We start from the raw sequence: 25,579 nt of genomic DNA, 5'->3' as shown, positions 1-25,579 counted from the left end.
CCGCGATCAGGGGTCCAGGCGCCAGCACGGCGCTGTCATATACCGCACATCCTCCTTATTCAAATCGGCGTGACGTTCCGCCATGGACCACGCCCGACGTGCCGCAAGGGACCAGGACATGACCATCACCCGCGACAGCAACCGCGTCATCATTTTCGACACGACCCTCCGCGACGGCGAACAGGCGCCCGGCTGTTCCATGAACCTGGACGAAAAGCTGCGCATCGCCACCGTGCTGGAGGAAATGGGCGTCGACGTGATCGAGGCCGGTTTTCCCATCGCGTCCAACGGTGATTTCGAGGCCGTGCGCGAAGTGGCGCGCACCGTGAAGAACAGCACCATCGCCGCACTGGCCCGCACGTCGCGCGCCGATATCGACCGCGCGGCCGAGGCATTGCAACTGGCCCAGCGCAAGCGCATCCATACCTTCATCTCCACCAGCCCCGTCCACATGAATTACATGTTGAAGATGACGGAGGAGGAGGTGCTTCAGCGCACCATCGATTACGTCTCCTATGCCCGCAATCTGGTGGATGATGTGGAATGGTCGGCCCAGGACGGCTCGCGCTCCGACCGCGATTTCCTGTGCCGGACCGTGGAGGCCGCCATCAAGGCCGGCGCCACCACCATCAACATCCCCGACACGGTCGGCTATGCCCTGCCGGAGGAATATGCCGCCATGTTCAAGGACGTGATGACCCGCGTCCCCAATTCGGACAAGGCCATCTTCTCTGTCCATTGCCATAATGATCTGGGTCTGGCCGTCGCCAACTCGCTGGCCGGCATCGGCGTCGGCGTGCGCCAGGTGGAATGCACCATCAATGGTCTGGGTGAACGCGCCGGCAACGCCTCGATGGAGGAAATCGTCATGGCGCTGCGCACGCGCCACGACCTGATCGGCTGCACCACCGGCATCAAGACGGAACATATCACCCGCATCTCCCGCCTGGTCTCCACCATCACCGGTTTCCAGGTGCAGCCCAACAAGGCCATCGTGGGCGCCAACGCCTTCGCCCATGAAAGCGGCATCCATCAGGACGGCATGCTGAAGCATGCCGAGACCTATGAGATCATGACGCCGGAATCGGTGGGGCTGAACCGGTCCTCCCTGGTCATGGGCAAGCATTCCGGCCGCGCCGCCTTCCGCGCCAAGCTGAAGGAACTGGGCTATGACGATCTGGGCGAGAACGCGATCAATGACGCGTTCGGCCGCTTCAAGGATCTGGCCGACCGCAAGAAGGACATCTATGACGAGGACATCGTCGCCATCATGGATGACGAGGTCGGCCGCCAGCACGACCGGATCCGCTTCCAGGCCCTGCATGTGGTGGCCGGGTCGCGCGGGCCGCAGCATGCCGTTCTGGAACTGGAGATCGATGGTCAGCCCATCCCGCCCGTCGTCGCCTTCGGCAACGGCCCCGTGGATGCCGTCTTCAACGCCCTGAAACTGGCCTTCCCGCACGAAGCCAAATTGCAGCTCTATCAGGTGCATGCCGTGACCCAGGGCACCGATGCCCAGGCAGAGGTGACGGTGCGCCTGGAAGAGGAGGGCAAGACCGTGAATGGCCAGGGGGCCGATGCCGACACGCTGGTGGCCAGCGCGCGCGCTTATGTGCATGCGCTGAACAAGCTGATCACCAAGCGGCTGAAGACGGCGCCGGTCGCCCTGTCGGCCTGATCGCGTCCAGCGCGACTCCGATTCCCACCCTGTGAGTGAAACCCCCGCCGGCGCCCCTGCCGGCGGGGGTTTTGCCATGATTTCGCCACGAAGTCCCTGGGGGGGCTACCTGGGATGGCGGCTGGGCCCATCTTCCACGCCATTCATGTGGCACTGCAAAGCGCGAGGGGGTGGAAATTCCGTTTCGCAGGCTTTCAAGGCTTGAGGCTGCCGCCCCAAATGGTCTATGCAACAAACGCGGTCCGGCATATCCGGGGCCCGACCGCACCACGGGCGGCAGAATCCGGACTGTCAGAGATACGTTTCACCCATGTTTTCAAACCTGCTCGGTATGTTCTCCGCCGACATGGCGATCGACCTTGGTACGGCGAACACGCTCGTCTACGTAAAGGGTCGCGGCATCGTCCTCAATGAACCGTCGGTGGTCGCCATCCGCGACCTGCGGGGCAAGAAGCAGGTCTTGGCCGTGGGTGACGAGGCCAAGCTGATGCTGGGCCGCACGCCCGGCAACATCCAGGCCATTCGTCCGCTGCGCGACGGCGTTATCGCCGATTTCGAAGTGGCGGAGGAGATGATCAAGCATTTCATCCGCAAGGTTCACAATCGCCGCAGCTTCGCCAGCCCGGAAATCGTGATCTGCGTGCCGTCGGGTTCCACCGCCGTGGAACGCCGCGCCATCCAGGAAAGCGCTGAGGCCGCCGGCGCGCGCCGCGTCTCCCTGATCGAGGAGCCGATGGCCGCCGCGATCGGTGCCGGCCTGCCGGTGACGGAGCCGACGGGCAGCATGGTCGTCGATATCGGCGGCGGCACCACGGAAGTGGCCGTCCTGTCGCTGAACGGCACCGTCCATGCCCGTTCCGCCCGCGTGGGCGGCGACAAGATGGACGAGGCCATCATCGGCTATATCCGTCGCCACCATAACCTGCTGGTGGGTGAAGGCTCGGCCGAGCGCATCAAGAAAGAAATCGGTTCCGCCTGCCCGCCGGAAGATGGCGAAGGCCGGGTGATGGAGATCAAGGGCCGCGACCTGATGAATGGCGTGCCCAAGGAACTGGTGATGAGCGAGCGGCAGATCGCCGAGAGCCTGGCCGAACCGGTCAGCCAGATCATCGAGGCCGTGAAGGTCGCGCTGGAACATACGGCCCCAGAACTGGCCGCCGACATCGTGGACAAGGGTATCGTCCTGACGGGCGGCGGTGCGCTGCTGGCCAATCTGGATTATGTCCTGCGCCATGCCACGGGCCTGCCGGTTTCCATCGCCGATGATCCGCTGTCCTGCGTGGCGCTGGGTTCCGGTCGCGCTCTGGAAGAGGAAAGCCTGCGCAACGTGTTGATCCGCATGTATTGACGGATCGTTTACTACGATCCGATATTTACAGCGGCACGTTAACGCGTTAGCTTCAAGTCGCTTTTATGCTGTCTGACAAGACAGTTTACCCGATCACGGGACACACCCCCTGTGAAGACACGCAATAGCGGATCCGTCGTGCGTCTCGCCGCTCCCCTCTGGGGGATGGTACAGCGATTCCACTTTCCGCTGCTGATCCTGGCCGCGATTGCATTGATGATGATTGGCCATGTCAACGGTAATGCCGTGGACGTGGCCCGCACACGCGTCACGGATGCGGTCTCCCCTGTCCTGAACGTGATGTCCCGGCCGGCGGCCAGCGTGGCCGATGGTCTGGAATATTTCCGGCAGTTGGTCGATCTGCATGACGAGAATGCGCGCCTGCGGGAAGAGAATGCCCGCCTGCGCCAGTGGGAGCAGGCGGCCCTGCGCATGGATGCCGAAAACCGCTCCCTGCGCTCGCTTCTGTCCTTCAAGCCGGACCCGGCCGCCACGGTGGTGACGGGCCGTGTTGTCGGCGATCCGGGTGGTGCCTTCGTGCGGACCGTCGTGGTGACGGTGGGCGCGCGTGAGGGGGTGGAGCGCGGGCAGGCCGTGATGTCGGGCCAGGGTCTGGTGGGACGAATCGTCCAGGTGGGCGAATGGTCTTCACGGGTGCTGCTGATCACCGACCTGAATGCCCGCATCCCCGTCGTGCTGGAAAGCAGCCGGCAGCGGGCCATGCTGGCCGGTGACAATTCTGATCATCCGCTGCTGACCTATCTTCCCCCCAACAGCGAAGTGACCCGGGGGGAGCGGGTTTTCACCTCCGGTCATGGCGGGCTGTTCCCGCCCGGCCTGCCGGTCGGTATTGTGGAGAAGGGGGCCGATGGCAAGCCGCGCGTCGTGCCCATGGCCGATCTTTCGCGCCTTGAACATGTGCAGGTGATCGATTTCGGCACGACCGGCGGTGTGGCCGCCGAAGCGACGCAGCCCGGCGCGATGAAGTGAGGACCACGGCCTTGGCCGGCGGAATGTTCCACCAGCTTGACCAGACGGCACGCAACCTGCTGCCCTTCAGTGTCACCATCCTGGCCATGCTTGTCGGCATGGTGCCCCTGCCGTTGCCCGGCTATGCCATGGTGACGGTGCCGCTGATGCTGATGTGCCTGTTTTACTGGGTCATCCACCGGCCGGACCTGCTGCGCCCCCTGGTCGTGTTCATGATCGGTCTGTTGCAGGATCTGATCGGGGGCACGCCGATCGGCATGACCTCCATGGTGCTGATCACGGCTTACTGGCTGCTGATAACCCAGCGCCGGTTCTTCCTGGGCCGTTCCTTCGTGATGCTGTGGATCGGCTTTGCCTTGGTGGCCACGGGCGCGGCGGTTGTCCAGTGGGCGGTGTTCGCCCTGATGACGGCGAAGATACTGGATGCAGGACCAGTGCTGGTGCAGGCCGTGCTGGGCGTGGCATTGTTTCCGCTGATGGCCTGGCTGCTGCAAAGGCTGCATCGCGCCTATTTGAGTTGAGGTTAACCCATGTCGGCCTTTGACCGGGATGCCGAACGGCAGCGCATGCTGTCCCGCCGCACATTGGTGCTGGGCGGGCTGCAGGGTGCCGCCGTCGCCACGCTGATGGGCCGTCTCTACTATCTCCAGATCGTGGAGAGCGACCGGTACAAGGTGCTGGCCGAGGATAACCGCATCTCGCTGCGTCTCGTGGCGCCGCCAAGGGGGCTGATTACCGACCGGTTCGGGGTGCCTCTGGCCGTCAATGAGCAGAATTTCAGCACCATCATCGTGTCGGAACGGGCCGGTGACGTGCAGCAGATCCTGGACGAGGTGGGTAAGCTGATCCCCCTGACCGAGGCCGATGAACGCCGCATCCAGCGTGACATTCAGCGTTCCCGTTCCTTCGCGCCCATCACCATCAAGGAGAACCTGACCTGGGATCAGGTGGCTGCCATCGAAGTGAACCTGCCCGACCTGCCGGGCGTGTCCATCGATGTCGGGCAGGTGCGGTCCTACCCGTTCGGGGAGGCGCTGTCGCATGTGCTGGGCTATGTCGGGGCCGCATCGGAAAAGGATGTGGAGGGCTCGACCGACCCGCTGCTGACCCTGCCGGGTTTCCGTGTGGGCAAGGGGGGAATCGAGAAACAATATGATCAGGCCCTGCGGGGTGCCGCCGGCAATCGCCAGTTGGAGGTGAACGCCGTCGGCCGTGTCATCCGGGAATTGTCGCGTGATGCGGGCCAGCCGGGGCGCGAGGTGGCACTGACCATCGATGCCAAGTTGCAGCATTACATGCATCAGCGCCTGTCGGCGGAGGAAAGTGCCGCTGCCGTCGTGATGGATGTCCATACGGGCGGCATCCAGGCCCTGTGCTCCAGCCCCAGCTTCGATCCTAACCAGTTCGCCATGGGCATCGGCTATGAGGCCTATCAGGCGCTGCTGAAGGATGAGCGGACGCCCCTGATCAACAAGGTGATCGCTGGCCAGTATCCGCCGGGCTCCACCTTCAAGATGCTGACGGCGCTGGCGGCGCTGGAATCGGGCATCATCAATGCCGATCACCGGGTTAGTTGCGGTGGCCATATCGAGCTGGGCAGCCATCGCTTCCATTGCTGGCGCCGCGGGGGCCACGGCACGTTGGATATGGTCGGCGCGCTGATGAACAGTTGCGACGTCTATTTCTATGACATCGCCGGCCGGATCGGCATGGACCGGATCGCCGAAATGGCGCGGAAATTCGGGTTGGGCGGCAAGGTGGGGCTGGAACTGCCGGGGGAGCGGCCCGGGCTTATTCCGGACCCGAAATGGAAGCGTCAGGCGCTCAAGCAGCCCTGGCACCAGGGGGAGACGCTGATCGCCTCCATGGGTCAGGGCTATGTGCTGACCACGCCGCTGCAACTGGCCGTGATGACCGCGCGGCTGGCCAGCGGCAAGGCCATCCAGCCGCACCTGCTGAAATCCATCGAGGGCCAGTTCACCGAGACGACGGAATGGCCCGCCATCGATGTGAAGGCGGACAATCTGGCCGTTGTCGTGAAGGGCATGAACGCCGTCACCAACGTGCCGGGTGGCACGGGCTATCGGGCGCGCATCAATGTGCCGGGCATGGAGATGGCGGGCAAATCGGGCAGCGCCCAGGTGCGGCGCATTTCCATGGCCGAGCGCAGCACCGGCGTGCGGGCCAACGATGCGCTGCCCTGGCGTGAGCGTGACCATGCCCTGTTCGTGGCCTTCGCGCCCGTCCAGGCGCCGAAATATGCTTGCGCCGTCATTGTCGAACATGGCGGCGGCGGTGGTGCCGTGGCGGCCCCCATCGCGCGTGACATCCTGCTGGAATGCCAGATGCTGGAGGCGGCGCGGGCGACCGTGGCGCAGCATCCGTCCCCCGCCACCGACACCAGCCCGACGCCGCCACCACCCGAGGGAGGGACGCCGTGACGCTCGACATCTCGGCCGACAGCGCGACCCTGTCCTTTACCGAAAAGCTGGGCCAGATCCCCTGGTCCTTTGTCCTGCTGGTTACTATCGTGGCCAGCGTCGGCTTCGCGATGCTCTATTCGGCGGCCAATGGACAGTTCGATCCCTGGGCCTCGCGCCAGATGCTGCGGTTCGGCGTCGGTCTGGCGCTGATGCTGTTCATCGCCATGATCGATATCCGGGTCTGGATGAAGATGACCTATCCCTTGTATGGGCTGGTCATGCTGCTGCTGATCGGCGTGGATCTGTTCGGATCGATGGGCAAGGGGGCGCAGCGCTGGATCGATCTGGGGTTTGTGCAGCTACAGCCGTCGGAGATCATGAAGATCACGCTGGTGATGGCGCTGGCCCGGTATTTCCACGGTGCCTCGCTGGAGGATACGGGCCGCATCCCCTATCTGGTCATGCCGCTGGCCATTGTGGCGGCGCCAGTGGCCCTTGTGCTGGCGCAGCCCAATCTCGGCACCTCGATGATGCTGATCATGGCGTCGGGGGCGATGTTTTTTCTGTCCGGTGTCCGCTGGTGGAAATTCGCCCTGGTCATCGCGTCGGTGCTGATCGCCATTCCGCTGTCCTGGCAGTTTCTGCTGCATGATTATCAGCGCGATCGGGTGGAAACCTTCCTCAACCCCGACAGCGATCCGCTGGGCACCGGTTATCACATCACCCAGTCGAAGATCGCCTTCGGTTCCGGGGGGCTGACCGGTAAGGGGTTTCTGCAGGGCACACAGAGCCACCTGAACTTCCTGCCGGAAAAGCAGACGGACTTCATCTTTACCATGCTGGCGGAGGAGTTCGGCCTGGTCGGATCGGTCAGCTTTCTTGTGCTGTACTGCCTGATGCTGCTGTTTGGCTTTATCATCGCCGGGCGATGTCGTCATCAGTTCGGGCGGCTGCTGGCGTTGGGCCTCACGGTGAACCTGTTCCTCTATCTGTTCATCAATGTCGCCATGATCATGGGGCTGATCCCTGTGGTGGGTGTGCCGCTGCCCCTGATCTCCTATGGCGGAACGGCGACATTGGCCGTGATGGTCGGTTTCGGCCTGTTGATGTCGGTCCATGTCCATCGTGATGTGCGCATGTCGCGGCGGGGACTGGGCGACCTTTGACCGGTGGCTCCGGCATGTGGGAACCGCAGGGCTAGGTCGCCGAAAAAAGCACCGTTCCCCCCATCGAAAATTGTCGACAAGGGGGAACACCTTTGCTAAACAGCGCGCCTCGCCACGGTGAATGCCACGGCGGGCCGCGAATGCGGATGTGGATTGGGCGCATAGCTCAGTTGGTAGAGCAGCTGACTCTTAATCAGCGGGTCCAAGGTTCGAGTCCTTGTGCGCCCACCAATCCACCCCTTTCGCCATGTGAAGGTTGGGCGCATAGCTCAGTTGGTAGAGCAGCTGACTCTTAATCAGCGGGTCCAAGGTTCGAGTCCTTGTGCGCCCACCAACCTTCCTCCTCCCCCAACTGACATTTTGGATATAGGCTTGACGCCGCAGTCGGCGTCCGGTGTGTCATCGTCTTGATCCCGCCGCGATCCCGTACCACGTTACGTTGGTGGGGCGGATGATGGTCAAGGATGAAGGAGGGCGCATCATGCGTCGCCATATGCTGTTGGCGCTGCTGGCCTTGTTCTGTGCCGGACCGGCCCTGGCCGAAGAGACGGCCAAGCCCGCAACGCCCCGCGAAACCTGTATCGAATCGCGCGATATCAATGGCTGGACCTCCGAAAATGATCGGGTCCTGACCGTGACATTGGGGGCCAAACAGCGCTACCGTGTTGAACTCAGCCCCTCGGCCAGCGTCTTCAATGTCGGCAGCCGGTCGGACCTCGCCTTCATTCCGCGCAGTGACGGAAAGCTGTGCGGGGGCTGGGGGCATGTGGGCATGGAGGGGAGACGCATCCTCATCCTGTCCATCACCCGTCTGGCAGACCCGCCGCCCAAGGGGGAGAAGCCGGCCGAACCGGAGAAGTGATTTGTCCCTGCCGCCCTTTGTTCCGTTCCGCCTGACCGTCTGTGGCATCGAAGAACTGCCCGGCCATGCGGCCGCCGGTGTCACGCATCTTGTCTCCATCCTGGACCCGACGCGGGAAGCGCTGACGGCGTTCGACAGCTATGGTCCGCACGACCGCATCGATCTGCGTTTTCACGATATCGTGGAGGAACTGCCCGATCAGGTGGCGCCGGTGGAACAGCATCTGGAGAGTGTTCTGGCCTTTGGGCGCCGGATGTCGGCGGCGGCGGGACCGGGTGATCACCTGCTGGTCCATTGCCATATGGGCATTTCCCGGTCCACGGCGGCCATGACCCTGATACTTGCCCAGTCGCGTCCCGACCTGGATGCGGCCCAGGCCCTGGCCGAAGTGGTGCGTATCCGGCCGCAGGCCTGGCCCAACATGCGCATGCTGGAAATCGGCGGCGATATGCTGGGCCGCCGGGCCGAGCTTCTGGCCGCCCTGCGCGAGGTTTATGCACGGCGCGCGGCGGGGCAGGTGGAATGGCTGCGGTTCCTGCGGGAGAACCACCGCAGCCGTGAAGTCGCCCATATGGGCTGAACCTGCGTTGATCCGTCCCCTTGGCGGGCGGGCGCGGAACTGCCAGTTATGGGGCGAGAGACCGCCCGAAGGACCCGACCCGTGACCCGCACAGACAGCCCGATCCCGCCCGCCGACCCGATTGCCGCGCGGCTGATGCTGTTGGCAGGGCTGTTCGGGGCCATCGCCGTGGCTGCGGGTGCCTATGCCAGCCATGGGCTGGCCGCCGTGCGGGATGCCCACGCCGTCGATCTGTGGAAAACGGCCAGCCAGTATCAGATGGTGCATGCACTGGCCATTCTGGTGCTGGCCCCGCTGCGCCGGGCCCTGCCGGCACAGGCGCGCTGGCTGGCCGCGTCGGGCCTGTGTTTTGCCATCGGCTGCGTGCTGTTTCCGGGTGCGCTCTATGCCCTGGGCTGGTACGGGCCATCGGCGATGGGGGCGGTTGCTCCCGTCGGTGGATTGAGCTTCATCCTGGGCTGGCTTCTGGTCGGATATGCGGGCCTGCGCTCACAGCGGTGAACCCGGCGGCGTTTTGCCTGACAGCCGGTCGCGGCGATACCCGGCCAAGGCCGCCTGCCCGGCCGCAAAGGCGGCGGGCAATTGGGCGGCGGCGGCCAGCGCGGCCTGATCTTTGCCCTGTTTGGCGGCGGTGTCTGCCTCCTTCGCGAGTTTGGCCAGAACCGACAGACCCACCGTCAGGGCGCCGGACGCCAGCTTGTGTGCGGCCCGGCCGACCCCCGGCACGTCACCGGCGGCCAGCGCCTCCGTGACGGAGGCCAGGGTGACGGGGGCATTGCGGCCGAAACTGTCGATGATCTGTCCCACCCGGTCGGTGCCCAGGATCGACAGATGTTCCTCCAGCACCCGCAGGTCCAGCACGGGGACGATGTCGGTCGGGGGCGATGGTTCCGGTGCCCGTGCCGGTATCGCCGCGGCCGCTGCCGCCGGCGGCTCCACAGGGCGCTGCCGGCCGGCCAGCAGCGGGGCCAGCGTGGTGGCCAGCGTGTCCGGCGTGACCGGCTTGCCCAGGATGGCGGCCAGTCCGGCGCGCTGTCTTTGCCGCTCCGTTACCCGGTCGGCGCGGCCCCGCAGCAGCACGACGGCGGGCCCGCCCCCACGCCGGATGCACCAGGCAAGGGCCAGACCGCTATGCCGCCCGATGCGGGCAGCGACCAGGGCCACGTCCGGTCCTTCCATCAACGCCATTTCCAGCGCCATCTTGGCGTCGTCCGTCTCTTCCACCCAATAGCCGGCCTGTTCCAGCAGCAGCCTTGTCAGGGTGCGACCCACTGGATCGTCATCGACCACCATGGCCGACAGGCCGTTGGGCGTGGCCGTCGGGATGCGTGGGGCCGCGGCGGGGATGGGGGGCGGTGCCATCGGCCGGGCGGCGACGGACACCATGGCGGACGCCTCGGTCCCCGCGGTGCCGCCCAGCCGCTGCCGTACCAGGGCCTGCATGCCGGCCACTTCATTGCGCAGCAGGCGCAGTTGGATGGCCTGGGCGGGACTGACCGGCCCGGCATTCAGCCCGTCCAGTTCCTGGGCCATGGTCTGCAACCGGGTGTTCAGACTGTCGGCCGCCAGACGCAGCACCGGCAGCGGCACGCCGCCGGATGGCGGGCCGGCCGATGGCAGTGTCGGCGGCGGCAGGCGTGTCAGGTCGCGCAGCAGCGGCGCCGCCAGGGGCAGCAGCAGGAACCCCGCCAGGGTGCCGCCCGCCAGCGCCGTGGCCCCCACCCCGGCCTCTGCCCAGAAATAGGTGGCCAGCACCTGGCCGGCGACGGTTACGCTCAGCCAGATCCCGGCCAGCCAGCGCGGCGACCGTCCATCCCGCCACCACCACCAGCCCAACAGACCCAGCCCCGCCAGGCGCAGGCCCAGCGGCATCGCGGCCGGACCCAGCAGCAGGGCGTCCAGCAGCGCCATGATGGCCAGCCAGGCGCCCCCCGCCAGCGGCAGGTCGGGCGGCGGTGCGGTATCCGGCATTGTCTGGGCGGGGCCGTTTTCGGCGGGGTCGCTGTTCAATTCGGCCTTCGAAAGGACATGATCCGACATCATGTATATGCTTCGGTGGCGGGTCGGTCCATCATCCCTATCTGTCATGATGGGGCCGCAATCCTGTCGCCCTTGCCAACGCCCGGCAGCGGTGTCATGCCTGTCATGATGCACCGCACAAGGGCGGTCCGTCCATATTCCGTGCTCCCCGGAGGGGTTTCTGAAAGTGTTCGCGCCGGCCCGTTTCCGTTCCGCCCGCCCCCACCGCCGGAAGGCCGCAACGGCGGCCCTGGCCCTGCTGCTGCTGTCGTCCACGCCGGCCGTCATGGCGCAGGACAACCAGCCCAATGCTGCGACCATCCAATGGGCACAGCAGATCCTGGACCAGCAGGGTTTCTATCAAGGCCGGGCCAGCGGCAAGATGGACAGCGCCACGGCCGCCGCCATCTCCGCCTACCAGAAAAAGAACGGGTTGAAGGCCACGGGTCGTCTGGATCAGGCAACGGTCGACAGCATGATGCGCGGTCGCCCGGAACGGACCGGTGTCGGCAATCTGGCTGACCCGACCAGCCGGGCCAGGGCCAGCCAGCCTGTGAACCTGCGCGAAGCCGATGTGAAGCCGTCCGCCGCCCCCACGGCGGCGGCCGTCGATCGCGGGCAGGGGAGTGAGAGCACGGTTCTGGGCGTGTCGCGCGGTGGGAACGACCTGCCTGCCGTCCGCACCGGGGCTGCCGCCCCCGCTCCGGCCGCTGCTTCCACTTCGGGCAATGCACCGCAGGCGGCCCTGCCGTCGACGGTGGGCAGCCCCGGTCCCGCCGATCCCGCCGCCGCCCCGCGCAGTTCTGTGGAAACCGAAGTGACGCATGAGGGGCCGGAAGGAGAGGGCGGTTTCGATCCCGCCAGCCTGCCCGACTGGGTGCGTTATGGCCTGATCGGCGGCATCGGTGCCCTGCTGGTCGGCATGCTGGGATACTGGTGGGGCAGCGGACGCCGTCAGGTGAAACCGGCGCCCAAGGCCAAGGCGGCGGCACGCCGCGTGGCCCCGCCCCCGCCGCCCGCCGGCACCGTGCGTCGTGAACCGACCCTGGGCGGCGACCCGCCCGGCCCCGGCGGTCGCCGTGAACCGGTCTTCACCGCCCCGGCCCGCGACCCCCGCCGCGCCGGCTGACCCGTACCCGCTTCCCTTTCCGTTAAGATTATGCCCGCGAAATAAAAATTTCCGGCGGCGATGGTGTACGTCCGTTTCGTGCAAAGGATCACCCAACAACGAAATCGACCTGAGAGCCTTGCCGAGCCTAGACTCTGCGTGTCAAAGCCGCCCGATCAGGAAGGCAGCAGCAGCGATCCACCGGCCCGGAGGCCCGTCCCCATGCTTTTCGATTTCCCTGATTTCGATAATCACGAACTGGTTCTGTTCGGTCGCGACGCGGCCAGCGGCCTGTCGGCCATCATCGCGGTCCATTCCACCGCGCTGGGCCCGGCCTGTGGTGGCTGCCGCATGTGGCCCTATGCCAACGACCAGGAGGCCATGCGTGACGCGCTGCGCCTGTCGCGCGGCATGAGCTACAAGAACGCCATGGCCGGGCTGCCGCTGGGCGGTGGCAAGTCCGTGATCATCGGTGACAGCCGCAAGGACAAGTCCGACGATCTGTTCCGCGCCTTCGGTCGCGTCATCGACAGCCTGGGCGGCAAATATATCGCGGCGGAGGATGTGGGCATCAGTGTCGCCGACGTGATGACCATGGGCCAGACCACGCCACACGTGGCGGGCCTGTCCAAGGGGCACGACGCTTCGGGTGATCCGTCGCCCTTCACGGCCTATGGGGTCTATCTGGGCATCCGGGCCGCCGTGCGGCACAAGCTGGGTACCGACAGTCTGAAGGGCGTGCGCGTCGCGGTGCAGGGGCTGGGCAATGTCGGCTCCCACCTGTGCCAGCGTCTGGCCGATGACGGCGCCATCCTGACCGTCACCGACATCCATGCCGATGCCGTCGCCCGCGCCGTCGAGCGTTTCGCGGCTACCGCCGTGGCACCCGATGCCATCCACGCCGCCGATGTCGATGTCTATGCGCCCTGTGCCCTGGGGGCCGTGATCAACCCGCGCACCCTGGGGGCCATCAAGGCCAGGGTGGTGGCCGGCGGCGCCAACAACCAGCTTGAAACCGACCCGATGGGCGAGGCGCTGCGTGCCTCCGGCATCCTGTACGCGCCCGACTATGTCATCAATGGTGGCGGGATCATCAATGTCTCGGCCGAGGTGACGCAGGATTACGATCGCGATGCGGTGCTGCGTCAGGTGGAACATATCCCCGTCACCCTGGCGGAGATTTTCCGGCGTGCCGATCGGGAAGCCCGCCCGACCAGCGCCGTGGCGGACGAGATGGCCCGCGAAATCCTGTCGGCCGCCAAGGCACCCGGCAAGAAGGCCGCGGCCTGAGGATTGACGGGCGGGTGGTCCGGGGCGGTTTCCGGGCATGGGAAACCGGCGCCGGCGCCATCCGCCCCTTATGCCGGATAAAGCCGGCGCAGCAGCGACAGGATCGCGCCGACGGTGTCACCGTCCAGACGATAGAAGATGGTCTGCGCCTGACGCCGGGTCCGCACCATCCTTTCCTGACGCAGCACGGCCAGATGCTGGCTCAGCGCCGATTGCGACAGGCCGACCAGACTTTCCAGTTCCCCCACGGACTTTTCGCCCTGTGACAGGTGCAGAAGGATGGACAGGCGTCGTTCATTGCCCATGGCCTTCAGCAGGGCAGCGGCGGCGACGGTCTTGACAGGCAGGGGCATGGCATCCATAGCCTCCTGGAAACTGGATCGGCCCGGTTGCCTGTCAAGCCCCGGGGGCTGACGAATTTTCCAAGAGGGGACAACCCATGGATGGCGATGTCACGCTGGATTGTTCGGGTCTGAAATGCCCGATGCCGGTGCTGCGGGCGGCAAAGGCGCTGCGGTCCATGGCGGCGGGGCAGGTCCTGACCGTTACCGCCACGGACAAGGCGGCCCCCAAGGACTTCCAGACGTTCTGCGCCGAGGGGGGGCACGACCTGATTGCGACCGATGTCCTGGGTGACACGCCCCATGGGACCTTGGTACGGTTCATCATCCGGCGGGGCGGCTGATCTGTCGCAAGGACAGGCCCTATCCCGCCATCCATGATGGCACTGGTCAGTCCCGGCACAAAAGACCGGGCGGCCGTGAGGAAATGACCGGGGACGCCGCACCGCATGAACACGCTGCTTTTCTCCCATCCCGACTGCCTGGACCATGATACGGGCTATGGCCATCCTGAATGTGCCGACCGGCTGCGTGTCGTGCTGTCCGCGCTGGAGGATGAAGCCTTCATGTTCCTGGACCGGCGCGACGCGCCGCTGGCCACGCGGGAGCAATTGGAACGTGTGCATCCGGCCGCCCATGTGACGGCCTTGCTGGACGCCATCCCCGCCAATGGCCATGGCAGCATCGATGCCGACACGGTCCTGTCACCCGGCACGGGCAAGGCCGCCTTGCGTGCCGCCGGTGCCGTGGTCGCCGCCGTCGATGCCGTCTGTGGCGGGGAGGCGCGCAACGCCTTCTGCGCCGTGCGCCCGCCCGGCCACCATGCCGAACCCGATCAGGCCATGGGCTTCTGCCTGTTCAACAATGTGGCCGTGGGGGCCGCCCATGCCCGCGCGATGCACCGCGTGCGCCGCGTCGCCATCATCGATTTCGATGTACATCACGGCAATGGCACCCAGACCTTCTGTGAGCAGGAGGCCGACCTCTTCTATGGCTCGACCCATCAATGGCCGCTCTATCCCGGCACCGGGTCGGTGAAGGAGAAGGGGGCGTTTGGCAATGTCGTCAATGCCTGTCTGCCGCCCATGGCCGGCAGCCCGGAATTCCGCCACGCCATCCAGACGCAGCTTGTCCCCGCCCTGGACGCGTTCAAGCCGGATCTGCTGATGATTTCCGCCGGGTTCGACGCCCATATGCGCGATCCCGTGGGCGGGCTGGACCTGACGGAGGATGATTTCGTCTGGGTCACACAGAAGCTGATCGAGGTGGCGGACCGCCATGCCAAGGGGCGCATCGTTTCCGTGCTGGAAGGCGGCTATGACCTGCGGGCCCTGGCCAACAGCACGGCGGCGCATGTGAAGACGCTGATGGTTGCCTGACACTGGTATGCCCTTTGTACCGGTGCGTGGCACTTGAACCGCCGGGCCGGCGGACATACAGTCCGCCCTTCCGAATGACAGCGCCGAAGCCATGACCGACCAGACCCTGCCCCCCGACATCGCCGCCCTCAGCTTCGAGGATGCGCTCGCCGAGCTGGAGCGGATCGTCCGCCAGTTGGAGGAAGGTAAGGCCAAGCTGGACGATGCCATCCAGTCCTATGAGCGTGGAACCTGGCTGAAACGGCATTGCGAGGCCAAACTGCGCGAGGCGCAGGCCAAGGTGGACCGCATCACCATCGCCGCCGACGGCACCATCGGTGCCGAACCCGCCCGTCTGGATTAAAGGCCGCCATCCCATGCCCTCCCTGCCCAAGACCCTGACCGCCGCCATGGCGGATACTGTCGAACAGGTCGAAGCCGCCATCGAGGTGCTGTTACCGCGCACCAACCTGATGGAAGCCCGCATGTTCGATGCCATGCGTTATGGCTGTCTGGGTGGGGGCAAGCGGCTGCGCCCGTTCCTGGTCATGGAAAGTGCCCGCATGTTCGGCGTCAGCCCGGCCTGCGCGCTGCGCACCGCCTCGGCGGTGGAGTTCATCCATTGCTACAGCCTGGTGCATGACGATCTGCCGGCCATGGATGACAGCGAGTTGCGGCGCGGGCGCAAGACGGTGCATCTGGAATTCGACGAGGCCACCGCCATCCTGGCCGGCGACGGGCTGTTGACCCAGGCCTTTGAAATCCTGGCTGACCCGGAAACGCATGAGGACCCGCAGGTGCGCTGCAAGCTGGTGGCGGCCCTGGCCAAGGCCGCCGGCCCGCGGGGCATGGTGGGCGGACAGATGCTGGACCTGATCGCGGAGAGCACGCCGCTGGATATCGGCGCCATCACCCGGCTGCAGCGCATGAAGACGGGGGAGATGATCGCCTTCTCCGCCGTTTCCGGCGCCATCCTGGGCAGGGCGGGCGCCCCGCAGCACCATGCGCTGCAGGCCTATGCCCATGATCTGGGCCTGGCTTTCCAGATCGCCGACGATCTTCTGGATGTCGAAGGCACGCAGGACGAGGTGGGCAAGCCGGTCGGCCGTGACGATGTCGCTGGAAAAGCCACATTCGTGTCCATCCTGGGGGTGGAGCGGGCACGCGATCAGGCGCGCCGGTTGGCCGGTCAGGCCGCCCAGCACCTGGAGATTTTCGGGGACCGGGCCGATATGCTGCGCCAGGTGGCGCACTATGTCGTTGAGCGGCGCGCGTAAGAACAACAAAGAGGTAGGGACAATGTCCCAGTCGAAGACGCCGTTGCTGGACCAGGTCAAGATCCCCGCCGATCTGCGGCGTTTGCAGCCCACGCAGCTACGCCAGTTGGCCGATGAGCTGCGCCAGGAAACCATCGACGCGGTATCCGTGACGGGCGGCCATCTGGGCGCCGGCCTGGGTGTCGTGGAGCTGACCGTCGCCATCCATTACTGCTTTGACACGCCGTCCGACCGGCTGATCTGGGATGTGGGGCATCAGGCCTATCCGCACAAGATCCTGACCGGGCGGCGCGACCGGATTCGCACCCTGCGCATGGGCGGCGGCCTGTCGGGCTTCACCAAACGGTCGGAGAGCGAGTACGACCCGTTCGGCACGGCCCACAGCTCCACCTCCATTTCCGCCGGGCTGGGCATGGCGGTTGCCCGCGATCTGGCCGGCAAGACCAACAATGTGGTGGCCGTCATCGGCGACGGCGCCCTGTCGGCCGGCATGGCCTATGAGGCGATGAACAATGCCGGCGCCTTGCAGTCGCGTCTGGTCGTCATCCTGAACGATAATGACATGTCGATCGCCCCGCCCGTGGGCGCCCTGTCGGGTTATCTGTCACGCCTGATCTCTTCCAAGTCCTATCGCGGCTTCCGTGATTTCTCCAAACAGGTGGCCGAACATCTGCCGCGCCCGCTGCTGAACGCCGCGCGGCGGGCGGAGGAATATGCGCGCGGCATGGTGACCGGCGGCACCCTGTTCGAGGAACTGGGCTTCTATTATGTCGGTCCCATCGACGGGCATAATCTGGACCATCTGCTGCCCGTGCTGGAAAATGTGCGCGACGATCCGCGCGGCGGCCCCGTTCTGGTGCATGTCGTCACCCAGAAGGGCAAGGGCTATGCCCCGGCGGAGGCATCGGCCGACAAGCTGCATGCGGTGGGCAAGTTCGACGTCATCACCGGTACCCAGGCCAAGCCCAAGGCCAATGCTCCCTCCTATACCCGCGTCTTTGCCGACAGCCTGATCAAGGAAGCCGAGAAGGACGAAAAGATCGTCGCCATCACGGCCGCCATGCCGTCGGGCACCGGTCTGGACCTGTTCGAGCAGAAATTCCCCAAGCGCAGCTTTGACGTGGCCATCGCCGAACAGCATGCGGTGACCTTTGCCGCCGGCATGGCGACCGAGGGGTTCAAGCCGTTCTGCGCCATCTATTCCACCTTCCTGCAGCGCGGCTATGACCAGTTGGTCCATGATGTGGCGTTGCAGAACCTGCCTGTCCGCTTCGCCATCGACCGCGCCGGTCTGGTGGGGGCCGACGGCGCCACCCATGCGGGGGCGTTTGACGTGGCCTATCTGGCCTGCCTGCCCAACATGGTGGTGATGGCGGCGGCGGACGAGGCCGAACTGGTCCATATGGTGGCTACCTGTGCCGCCCACGATGCCGGCCCCATCGCGGTCCGTTATCCGCGCGGCGAGGGTGTGGGCGTGGAGATGCCGGAACAGGGCGTGCCCCTGCCCATCGGCAAGGGCCGCGTTATCCGCGAAGGCTCGAAGGTTGCCATCCTGTCGCTGGGTGCCCGTCTGGCCGAAGCGCAGAAGGCGGCCGAAGATCTGGCGGCCCTGGGCCTGTCCACGACCGTCGCCGACGCCCGCTTTGCCAAGCCCATCGATATGGAACTGGTCGAGCGGCTGGTGCGTGGGCACGAGGTACTGATCACCATTGAGGAAGGCAGCATCGGCGGCTTCGGCAGCCATGTGTTGCACCATCTGGCAGTGGAAGGCCTGCTGGATATCGGCTGCAAGGTCCGCCCCATGGTGCTGCCCGACACCTACCAGGACCATGACAGCCCGGTGAAGCAGTATGAACAGGCCGGGCTGCAGGCCCGTGACATTGTCAACACGGCGCTGAAGGCGCTGGGCGTGGAGGCGAAGGCGGCGGTGGGTGCGTGAGGACGCCGCCGCGGGGCTGCTAGTCCGCCAGCCCCATCACCAAGGCGATGGCGGTATTGACGCGGGCCATTTCGGCTGCGTTCAGCCGGCCGATGATGGTGCTGATGCGCTCGCGCCGGACCGTGACGGGTTTGTCCGCCATCACCTGTGAGGTTTCACGCAGGCCGTTTTCCGGTGCGGCGTCGATGGTGATCCGGAAATCAGGGGCATCGGCCAGTTCGCTGCTCATCTGGCAGATGATCACCGACGCGTGGCTGTCGGGCAGGGCGTCGGTCTGTACCACCTCGGCTGGGCGCGGCTTGCCATCGTCGCCGGCGGCGGCGACCATGACGACGTCACCGCGCCTCATCGAATTCACCGACCTGTTCGATCCAGTCCAGCGCGGCGCGTTCGTCGGCCACAGACGTTCCGCCGCGCTGGCCATGGTCGATCCCCTTGTCACGCGTTACGGGCATTGTAACGCGTGATGCCTGAACCGTTGTCCCCAGTCCGCAAACACCTCTTCCACGCTCTGGCTGCCATCGGTGCCGGGCAGGGTGGTCCAGCTTTCGTCGCCGGGCTTTGTCTGCATCATATAGGCCCAGTGGGTCAGGTTGTAGGCGCCGTTGCCGCCCGTCATCTGCATCAGGAAGGCCGGCTGGCCCTGATGCTGCGTCAGCTTGCCCTGGCCGACGATGAAGCTGGCCACGGAGACGCTGCCTTGGACCGGATGCAGGCTGATCCCGCCGACCGGGGTGAAGGACAGGCAGACGCTGCCATCCGGTGCGACCGATCCGACGATGCTCTGATATTCGAAGTCGCCGCCATCGATGCTGGCCGCGCATTGGCCGATCAGATAGCCGTTGCTGTACTGCGTGAAGTACCAGAGCGTCTGGTCATTGACCTGGGTGATCTGGGGCTGCGCGATGTTCACCTGCTGCATGGCCGGCAGATAGTCTGTCGGCACGTACCAGTAGGTGCCGACCAGCCAGGACAGATCATCGGCGCAGCCCTGTTCGGTACCGGCATCGGCATTGCGGTTGCGCAAACCCATCATTTCCCCCTCTCTTGGTCATCGGGGGAAACGATATCAAAAATAGTAAGTTATGGAATATAAATCACGGATGGGTTGTGATCCGCCTCTTAATGCGCCTCCGCCCAGGACATGCCCACGCCAGCCTCCGCCACCAGCGGAATGCCGATATCGGCTGCCCCCTCCATCACCTGGCGCACCAGGGCGGAGGTTGCCTCCACCTCCGCTTCCGGCACTTCGAACAGCAGTTCGTCATGCACCTGAAGCAGCATGCGGGCGCTCAGGCCGGCATCGGCAAGGGCGCCGGGGATCTTGATCATGGCGCGTTTGATGATGTCGGCGGCCGTGCCCTGGATGGGGGCGTTGATGGCCTGACGCTCCGCATAGGCCTTGCGGGCGCCCTTTTCCTGGATGCCCTGAATCCAGCATTTGCGGCCCATCAGGGTGCGGACATAGCCGTCGCGCGCCGCCTCGGCCTTGGTCTTTTCCATATAGGCCTGAAGCTCCGGGAACCGTTCGAAATAGGCCTTGATGAAGGCCCCGGCCTCTCCCGGTGCGATGCCGAGCTGGCGTGACAGGCCGAAGCTGGAAATGCCGTAGATGATGCCGAAATTGATGGCCTTGGCCCGGCGGCGGATTTCGGACGTCATCTGCGCCAGCGGTACGCTGAACACCTGGGACGCCGTCATGGCATGGATGTCGATGCCTTCCAGGAAGGCCTGGCGCAGGGCGGGGATGCCGGCCATTTCCGCCACGATGCGCAGTTCGATCTGGCTGTAATCCACCGACATGATGCGGTTGCCGGGGGCGGCCACGAAGGCGCGGCGGATCTTGCGCCCTTCCTCCGTGCGGATGGGGATGTTCTGCAGGTTGGGATCGGTGGAGGACAGGCGGCCCGTGGAGGTGGCGGCCAGCGCGAAGCTGGTATGGACGCGGCCCGTATCGGGGTTGATCTGTTCGCCCAGCGTGTCGGTATAGGTGGATTTCAGCTTCTGGAACTGCCGCCAGTCCAGCACCTTCTGCGCGATAGGAATGCCCAGATCGGCCAGTTCCTCCAGCACGGAACTGTCGGTGGACCAGGCGCCGCTCTTGGCGGACTTCTTGCCGCCCGACAGTTTCATCTCGTCGAACAGGATTTCGCCCAACTGCTTGGGGCTGCCGACATTGAATTCACGACCCGCCAGCTTGTGGATATCGGCCTCGAACTCCACCATCTTCTTGGCGAAGTCGTTGGACAGTTCGCGCAGGACCTGCCGATCGACCAGCACGCCCTCCATCTCCATCCTCGCCACCACCTGCACCAGCGGCCGCTCGATGGTTTCGTACACGGTCACCATGCGGTCGGCCAGCACGTCATGGCGCAGCACATGCCACAGGCGCAGCGTGATATCCGCATCCTCCGCGGCATAGGCGGTTGCCTTGTCCAGGGGCACCCGGTCGAAGGTGATGCGGTTCTTGCCGGTGCCCGTCACCTCGTCAAAGGAAATGGTGGTGACGCCCAGATGGCGCTGCGCCAGTTCATCCATGCCATGCCCATGACGGCCGCCGCCGATGACATAGGAGCGCAGCATCGTGTCATCGATGGGGGCGACCGTGACGCCGTGCTTGGCAAACATCTGCCAGTCGAACTTGATATTGTGCCCGACCTTCAGCACGCCAGGATGTTCCAGCAGCGGTTTCAGGATTTCCAGGGCGCGGTTCAGCGGCACCTGCCGGGGCGGCGGTGCGCCATCGCCGAAATCAAGCCCGCCCGCCCCTTCCCGGGGCGCCGACGGATCGATATGAGCCACGGGGATGTAGCAGGCGCGGCCCGGCCGAGTGGACAGGGAGATGCCCACCAGTTTGGCCCGCATCGGGGTCAGGCCGTCCGTCTCCGTATCGACGGCGACGACACCGGCCTCCATACCTTCGGCCACCCAGGCGGCCAGCGCCTCTTCCGTATCGACCAGCACATGGTCGATCGTGTCGGGGCGGGGGATATGGGCGTCGGCCCGCACCTCCGCCGGGGCGGCGGCAGGAGCGTAGGAGCGGCCATCCAGGGCGGCGCGCAGGTCGCGGCGGTTGACCTCCGACACGGTGCCGGTGGCGGCATGAACGGCCGCCCCATCGGCCAGGGTGCCGTCGGCCGCGATTTCCGCCTTCACCTTGGCGATGATCGACCGGAACCCCTGCACACCCAGCCAGGAGAGCAGCCGGTTCACATCCGGTTCCCGCACCTTCAACTCATCCACGGGGACCGGGACGGGGGCGTTTTCCTCAAGCTTCACCAGCCGTTTGGAAATGCGGGCCAGATCGGCATTCTCCAGCAGCTTCTGCCGGCGGCCGGCCTGCTTGATCTCACCCGCGCGGTCCAGCAGCGCTTCCAGCGATCCATATTCGGTGATCAACTGGGCCGCCGTCTTGATGCCGATGCCGGGCACGCCGGGCACATTGTCGACGCTGTCGCCGGCCAGGGCCTGGACATCCACCACCTTGTCAGGGGCGACGCCGAACTTCTCGAACACCTCATCCGGGCCGATCATCCTGTTCTTCATCGGGTCCAGCATGCGGATGCCGTCATCCACAAGCTGCATCAGGTCCTTGTCGGACGACACGATGGTGACGGGGCGGCCCTGGCTGCGAGCCTGACGGGCATAGGTCGCGATCAGATCGTCGGCCTCAAACCCTTCCAGCTCGATGCAGGGTAGATTGAAGGCTTCCACCGCCTCGCGGATGATGGCGAACTGCGGACGCAGATCCTCCGGCGGATCGGGGCGGTGGGCCTTGTAGTCCGGATAGAAATCATTACGGAAATTCAGCCGCTTGCTGTCGAAGATGATGGCCACGGCCTCGGCCTTCAGTTCCGCCAGCAGCCTCATCAGCATGTTGGTGAAACCCATGACGGCGTTCACCGGCGTGCCGTCCGGCCGGTTCAGCGGCGGCAGCGCATGGTAGGCACGAAAGATGAAGCCCGACCCGTCCACCAGATAAAGCGGGGCGCCGTCGGCCGGCGGAAGGGGGGTGCTGGTGGCGCTGTCGCTCGGCATGGGGCGGCCTGTCGTTCCGGCTGTGTTCTCGGGATCGGAACATGGCGCAAGCGCGCGGCGGTGTCGAGGGGCGATGTCGGCTGCGGTGTCGTTCCGGGGGAGGTCCGGGTACTATGGTCGCTGCTGCTCTGACCGTCACCCCGGCTTTCGCCGGGGTGACGGTAGAGTGTGAGATAGCCTTGGCAGCTTTGCACTCAATACCGCTTGAACCGGTCCAGCAGCCGGTCGATGTAGTCGCGCTCGGCCTTGGGGCGGTTCTGTTCGGAGGCGCGGCGGCGCAGTTCCTCCAGGATTTCGCGGGCGCGCTGCATGTCGGCTTCGGCGGGGATCTTCACCTCCTCCCCGTTCAGCGTGCCGGAGCCGGGCAGGGGGCGGCCCAGCGGGTCGCGGCCCTGCTGCCGGCCGGTCGGGGTGCGCTGGCCCCCCGCCTGTCCGGGGTTGGACCGGGCCATCTGTTCCTGCATCGACTTCATGGTCTGCTGCAATTGTTCCAGCGCCTCGCCCTGCGATGCCACGGCCTGATCCGGGGCGCCGCTGCGCAGCGCCTCGGCCGCGTCCTTCATGGCGCGTTCGGCCCGGCCCAGGGGGCGGGGGATTTCGCCGCCGATCTCCCCCAGCCGGCGCATGATGTCGCCCAGTTCGCCGCGCAGATCGTCCTGCTTGCCGGCCATGGCGCCATTCTGCTGTGCCGACGGGCCTTGCTGCTGTGGCCGGTCATTGCCGGGGCCACGGCCCTGACGGTTGGGCATGCCCAGGCCGGGCAACTGATTCTGCGGCAGTTCCTCGGCCTGATCGAACTGTTGCTGCTGCTGGCTGAAGGTCTCATCCATCAATTGCTGCTGCTGCTTTTGCAACGCGCGCAGCTTCTGGGTCAGTTCGGATAGGGCCTCGCCCTTCTGGTTGGCCTGTTGGCTCTGTTGCTGCTGCGGCTGGCCGTTCTGCAAATTCTCCATAAGTTGCTGAAGCTGCGACAGCATCTGGCGCGCGGCCTCGTGGTTGCCGGACTGGGCCAGATCGCGCATCTGGCGAACCATATCTTCCACCTCGTCCCGCGTCATGGATTGTGCGTCGGGGTCGGCGGGGCCCTGGTCCTGCGGCTGAGCCTGGGCCGGCTGCTGCTGCGCCTCCTGCTGGGACAGGGCATCCATGAATTCCTTCATGGCCTGTTCCAGATGCTGCATGGCCCGGTCGACCTCTTCGGCCGGGGCGTTACTGTCCAGCGCATCCATCAGCGCCTTCTGCGCGTCGCGCAACTCCCGCTCGGCCAGGGACAGGTTCCCATCCTCGATCCGCAGCGCGACATCCCACAACATGGCGATGGTGCTGGGCACCGTGTCCGGCCCGGCATTGCGCATCAGCCGGCCCACGGCGCTGCGCAGCGCCAGGAAGGCCAGCGGGTCACCGCCATAACCGTCCAGATTGACCGACAGGTCATGCAGGGCACGGCCCACCAGCGGCCGGACACCGTCGCCCATCAGGATCAGGGTCTTGCGCTGCTCGATGATGGCGCGGGCCACGGGATGGTTGAAATGCCGTTCGGGCAGGGCTATCGCCTGTTCCGCACTCTGCGACACCTGCCCGGCGCCATCGGTGGCGCGCAGGCGGATGCTGACCGGCATGCCGGCCCAGGGATGGCCGGTCAGGTCGTTGTAGCCCGTACCCGTGATCTCCCGCTTGTTTTTCGACGGCACGGGCAGGGTCAGGTCGATGGGCGTACGGTCGATGGCGCCGGGCAGATCGGTGGCCAGCGTGATGGTGGCCGTCACCGAATGGATGCCGTAATCATCAGCGCCGGTATAATCAATGCGCAGGGCGTTGCGTTCGGTGGCGCTGGGCGGGGTGCGGAAGGCGATGCCCGGTGGCTGATCCGGCACCAGCCGGATGGGCCAGGACGCCACCTCGCGCCCAAATTGCCGTACCGACACATCCTCACCGCTGGTCAGGGCCAGTTCCACCTGGTAACCGCCGCCGGCCACGGGCTCGAAATCCACGCTCTGGTCATTGGCGACCAGCGACGGTGTCCCGAAACCACCATCCAGCCGCACCACCAGCTTGGTGCCAGCGGGCAGGAACAGCAGCTTTTCCCCCCCATCATCCGCCGCGGCATCGGCGGGCTTTCTGGCGGTCAGGAAGACCGGCGGCTGACCGGTGTAATCGGGCGGCGTGGCCCACGCATCCAGGCGTGTCGGGGTCAGCACCCCGCCCAGACCCAGGGAGGGCAACAGGGCGCCGGCGGTGCGCCCGCCCAGATCGCCCCAGCCCACCGTGGCACCCACCACCATCAGCAGGGCGGCGGCCACCCGCAGGGCCCAGGGGTCGCGGCTGGGCAGGCGGCTGTCGGGCAGGTCGACGCGCAGGTCGCGGGCCTGCTGCCGGGCGCGTTCCTGCGCCGCACGCCACAGCGCATGGGCCAGCGGGTCGCCGGCCCCGCCGGCAATGCCGTCCTGAAGCTGTGACAGGGGGCGGTGGGCCAGATGGCTGTCGCGTTCCAGGCGGCGGCGGGCATCGGCCTCCGTCGGCCGCCGCAGGCCCCGCAGACCCTGCCAGAAAAGATATGCCGTGCCCCCAAGCATGGCCAGCAGCAGCGGCACATGCAGCCAGGGGGACATGTGGATGAACAGACCCATCCAGGCGAGCGCCAGGAACAGGCCCAGCAGCGATAGCGGGCGCCAGAGGGCAGGCCACAACGCCTCCCACCACAGGGTGGCAGTGGCCAGTTTCAGCGGCCGGCTGTCGGCATCGCCGGGCACGGGGGGCTTGCCCGGCGGCACCCGGCCCACGGCTCCGCCCACCCGATAACGCTCCAGCACGGCCCGCAGCCGGGCCGCCAGGGGCCGTGCCGGCGCTGCCCAACGTGCAGGCCAGATACGTGGCCGCCCCGAACAGCGGCATAAACGTGTGGCACTTTTCCTGCTCGCTTTGCACGCAGATGGTCATGTCGCGGCGCCGGTCGCGCCAGGCGAGGGCTAAGTACTGGCCCGCGCCCAGCTCACCGGCTGGCTTGCCGTCTACCAGTACCCGCAACGGCGCGGCAGGGCCGGCTTCAGCACGGCGGTACAGATAGATGGCTGCCGTATCAGTGGCTGGCGCGAACCCACCAGCACCGCCAGGCTGCAGGCTTGTAATGATGCGGCCCGAGGCCAGGCGCAACTCATATAACTG

Annotated in this window: 22 protein-coding genes and 2 tRNA genes; 18 read left to right on the top strand and 6 right to left on the bottom strand. The window is 66.0% G+C overall.

Features of this window, described 5'->3' with window-relative positions; genetic code table 11:
- Window positions 1–118: 118 nt before the first annotated feature.
- From KBA48_RS10220 to KBA48_RS10170, 11 genes are all read left to right on the top strand, one after another.
- A complete protein-coding gene (locus KBA48_RS10220; RefSeq protein ID WP_292905858.1) occupies window positions 119–1,678 on the top strand; it encodes a 2-isopropylmalate synthase in 1,560 nt (519 codons plus the stop codon).
- Window positions 1,679–1,988: 310 nt separating this feature from the next.
- On the top strand, window positions 1,989–3,026 hold the full coding sequence (locus tag KBA48_RS10215; RefSeq protein WP_054167055.1) for a rod shape-determining protein: 1,038 nt from the start codon (window positions 1,989–1,991) through the stop codon (window positions 3,024–3,026).
- 111 nt (window positions 3,027–3,137) lie between these two features.
- A complete protein-coding gene (gene mreC / locus KBA48_RS10210) occupies window positions 3,138–4,016 on the top strand; it encodes a rod shape-determining protein MreC (RefSeq protein ID WP_292905852.1) in 879 nt (292 codons plus the stop codon).
- 11 nt (window positions 4,017–4,027) lie between these two features.
- Entirely contained in the window at window positions 4,028–4,537 is a 510-nt protein-coding gene (mreD, locus tag KBA48_RS10205; protein ID WP_292905851.1) for a rod shape-determining protein MreD, read from the top strand.
- Window positions 4,538–4,546: 9 nt separating this feature from the next.
- A complete protein-coding gene (gene mrdA, locus KBA48_RS10200; protein ID WP_292905850.1) occupies window positions 4,547–6,457 on the top strand; it encodes a penicillin-binding protein 2 in 1,911 nt (636 codons plus the stop codon).
- Window positions 6,454–7,605, top strand: coding sequence for a rod shape-determining protein RodA (rodA, locus tag KBA48_RS10195; protein ID WP_292905849.1), 1,152 nt, complete (start codon window positions 6,454–6,456; stop codon window positions 7,603–7,605). The genes mrdA and rodA overlap by 4 nt, the downstream gene beginning before the upstream one ends.
- Window positions 7,606–7,760: 155 nt before the next feature.
- A tRNA-Lys gene (locus KBA48_RS10190) sits at window positions 7,761–7,836 on the top strand.
- Between the two features lie 27 nt (window positions 7,837–7,863).
- Window positions 7,864–7,939, top strand: a tRNA-Lys gene (locus KBA48_RS10185).
- A gap of 147 nt (window positions 7,940–8,086) precedes the next feature.
- Window positions 8,087–8,467: a hypothetical protein gene (locus KBA48_RS10180; protein WP_292905847.1), complete on the top strand. Its 381-nt coding sequence runs from the start codon at window positions 8,087–8,089 to the stop codon at window positions 8,465–8,467.
- Window position 8,468: 1 nt separating this feature from the next.
- A complete protein-coding gene (locus KBA48_RS10175; protein ID WP_292905845.1) occupies window positions 8,469–9,047 on the top strand; it encodes a protein-tyrosine-phosphatase in 579 nt (192 codons plus the stop codon).
- Window positions 9,048–9,128: 81 nt separating this feature from the next.
- A complete protein-coding gene (locus KBA48_RS10170) occupies window positions 9,129–9,548 on the top strand; it encodes a DUF423 domain-containing protein (RefSeq protein WP_292905843.1) in 420 nt (139 codons plus the stop codon).
- Here KBA48_RS10170 and KBA48_RS10165 read toward each other — a convergent pair.
- Window positions 9,537–11,090, bottom strand: a complete 1,554-nt coding sequence (locus KBA48_RS10165; RefSeq protein WP_292905841.1) for a response regulator — start codon at window positions 11,088–11,090, stop codon at window positions 9,537–9,539. The two genes, KBA48_RS10170 and KBA48_RS10165, sit on opposite strands and share 12 nt — an antisense overlap.
- Window positions 11,091–11,253: 163 nt before the next feature.
- Here KBA48_RS10165 and KBA48_RS10160 point away from each other — a divergent pair, with 163 nt between their 5' ends.
- Both KBA48_RS10160 and KBA48_RS10155 read left to right on the top strand, forming a co-directional pair.
- Window positions 11,254–12,195, top strand: a complete 942-nt coding sequence (locus KBA48_RS10160) for a peptidoglycan-binding domain-containing protein (RefSeq protein ID WP_292905839.1) — start codon at window positions 11,254–11,256, stop codon at window positions 12,193–12,195.
- 201 nt (window positions 12,196–12,396) lie between these two features.
- Window positions 12,397–13,464 (top strand): Glu/Leu/Phe/Val dehydrogenase, encoded by a 1,068-nt coding sequence (locus KBA48_RS10155; RefSeq protein ID WP_292905837.1) that lies wholly within the window; start codon window positions 12,397–12,399, stop codon window positions 13,462–13,464.
- 68 nt (window positions 13,465–13,532) lie between these two features.
- Here KBA48_RS10155 and KBA48_RS10150 read toward each other — a convergent pair whose 3' ends face one another.
- Window positions 13,533–13,826 (bottom strand): helix-turn-helix transcriptional regulator, encoded by a 294-nt coding sequence (locus KBA48_RS10150; RefSeq protein WP_292905835.1) that lies wholly within the window; start codon window positions 13,824–13,826, stop codon window positions 13,533–13,535.
- 77 nt (window positions 13,827–13,903) lie between these two features.
- Here KBA48_RS10150 and KBA48_RS10145 point away from each other — a divergent pair, with 77 nt between their 5' ends.
- The 5 genes from KBA48_RS10145 (at window position 13,904) to dxs (ending at window position 18,379) form a co-directional block, all read left to right on the top strand.
- A complete protein-coding gene (locus tag KBA48_RS10145; RefSeq protein ID WP_292905833.1) occupies window positions 13,904–14,149 on the top strand; it encodes a sulfurtransferase TusA family protein in 246 nt (81 codons plus the stop codon).
- A 105-nt stretch (window positions 14,150–14,254) separates the two neighbouring features.
- Complete coding sequence (locus tag KBA48_RS10140) at window positions 14,255–15,184, top strand: histone deacetylase family protein (protein ID WP_292905831.1); 930 nt, start codon at window positions 14,255–14,257, stop codon at window positions 15,182–15,184.
- A gap of 91 nt (window positions 15,185–15,275) precedes the next feature.
- Entirely contained in the window at window positions 15,276–15,527 is a 252-nt protein-coding gene (locus tag KBA48_RS10135; protein ID WP_094457321.1) for an exodeoxyribonuclease VII small subunit, read from the top strand.
- A gap of 13 nt (window positions 15,528–15,540) precedes the next feature.
- A complete protein-coding gene (locus KBA48_RS10130) occupies window positions 15,541–16,440 on the top strand; it encodes a polyprenyl synthetase family protein (protein ID WP_292905824.1) in 900 nt (299 codons plus the stop codon).
- A 22-nt stretch (window positions 16,441–16,462) separates the two neighbouring features.
- Complete coding sequence (gene dxs / locus KBA48_RS10125; RefSeq protein ID WP_292905822.1) at window positions 16,463–18,379, top strand: 1-deoxy-D-xylulose-5-phosphate synthase; 1,917 nt, start codon at window positions 16,463–16,465, stop codon at window positions 18,377–18,379.
- A 19-nt stretch (window positions 18,380–18,398) separates the two neighbouring features.
- Here the strand turns inward: dxs and KBA48_RS10120 are convergent, their stop codons facing one another.
- The 4 genes from KBA48_RS10120 to KBA48_RS10105 all read right to left on the bottom strand — a co-directional run bounded on the left by KBA48_RS10120 (window position 18,399) and on the right by KBA48_RS10105 (window position 25,227).
- Window positions 18,399–18,728, bottom strand: coding sequence for a type II toxin-antitoxin system PemK/MazF family toxin (locus KBA48_RS10120; RefSeq protein WP_292905820.1), 330 nt, complete (start codon window positions 18,726–18,728; stop codon window positions 18,399–18,401).
- A 96-nt stretch (window positions 18,729–18,824) separates the two neighbouring features.
- On the bottom strand, window positions 18,825–19,415 hold the full coding sequence (locus KBA48_RS10115) for a hypothetical protein (RefSeq protein ID WP_292905818.1): 591 nt from the start codon (window positions 19,413–19,415) through the stop codon (window positions 18,825–18,827).
- 86 nt (window positions 19,416–19,501) lie between these two features.
- The gene (polA, locus tag KBA48_RS10110; RefSeq protein WP_292905817.1) at window positions 19,502–22,417 is read right to left on the bottom strand and encodes a DNA polymerase I; all 2,916 of its coding nucleotides are present in this window, start codon (window positions 22,415–22,417) and stop codon (window positions 19,502–19,504) included.
- A 194-nt stretch (window positions 22,418–22,611) separates the two neighbouring features.
- A complete protein-coding gene (locus tag KBA48_RS10105) occupies window positions 22,612–25,227 on the bottom strand; it encodes a TIGR02302 family protein (protein ID WP_292905816.1) in 2,616 nt (871 codons plus the stop codon).
- Window positions 25,228–25,579: the final 352 nt, after the last annotated feature.

It is taken from the genome of Niveispirillum sp. (assembly GCF_017996735.1).
In the GTDB taxonomy this organism is placed as follows: domain Bacteria; phylum Pseudomonadota; class Alphaproteobacteria; order Azospirillales; family Azospirillaceae; genus Niveispirillum.
Note: the sequence above shows the minus strand (reverse complement) of the source record. Positions and strands in the feature narration are given on the sequence as shown.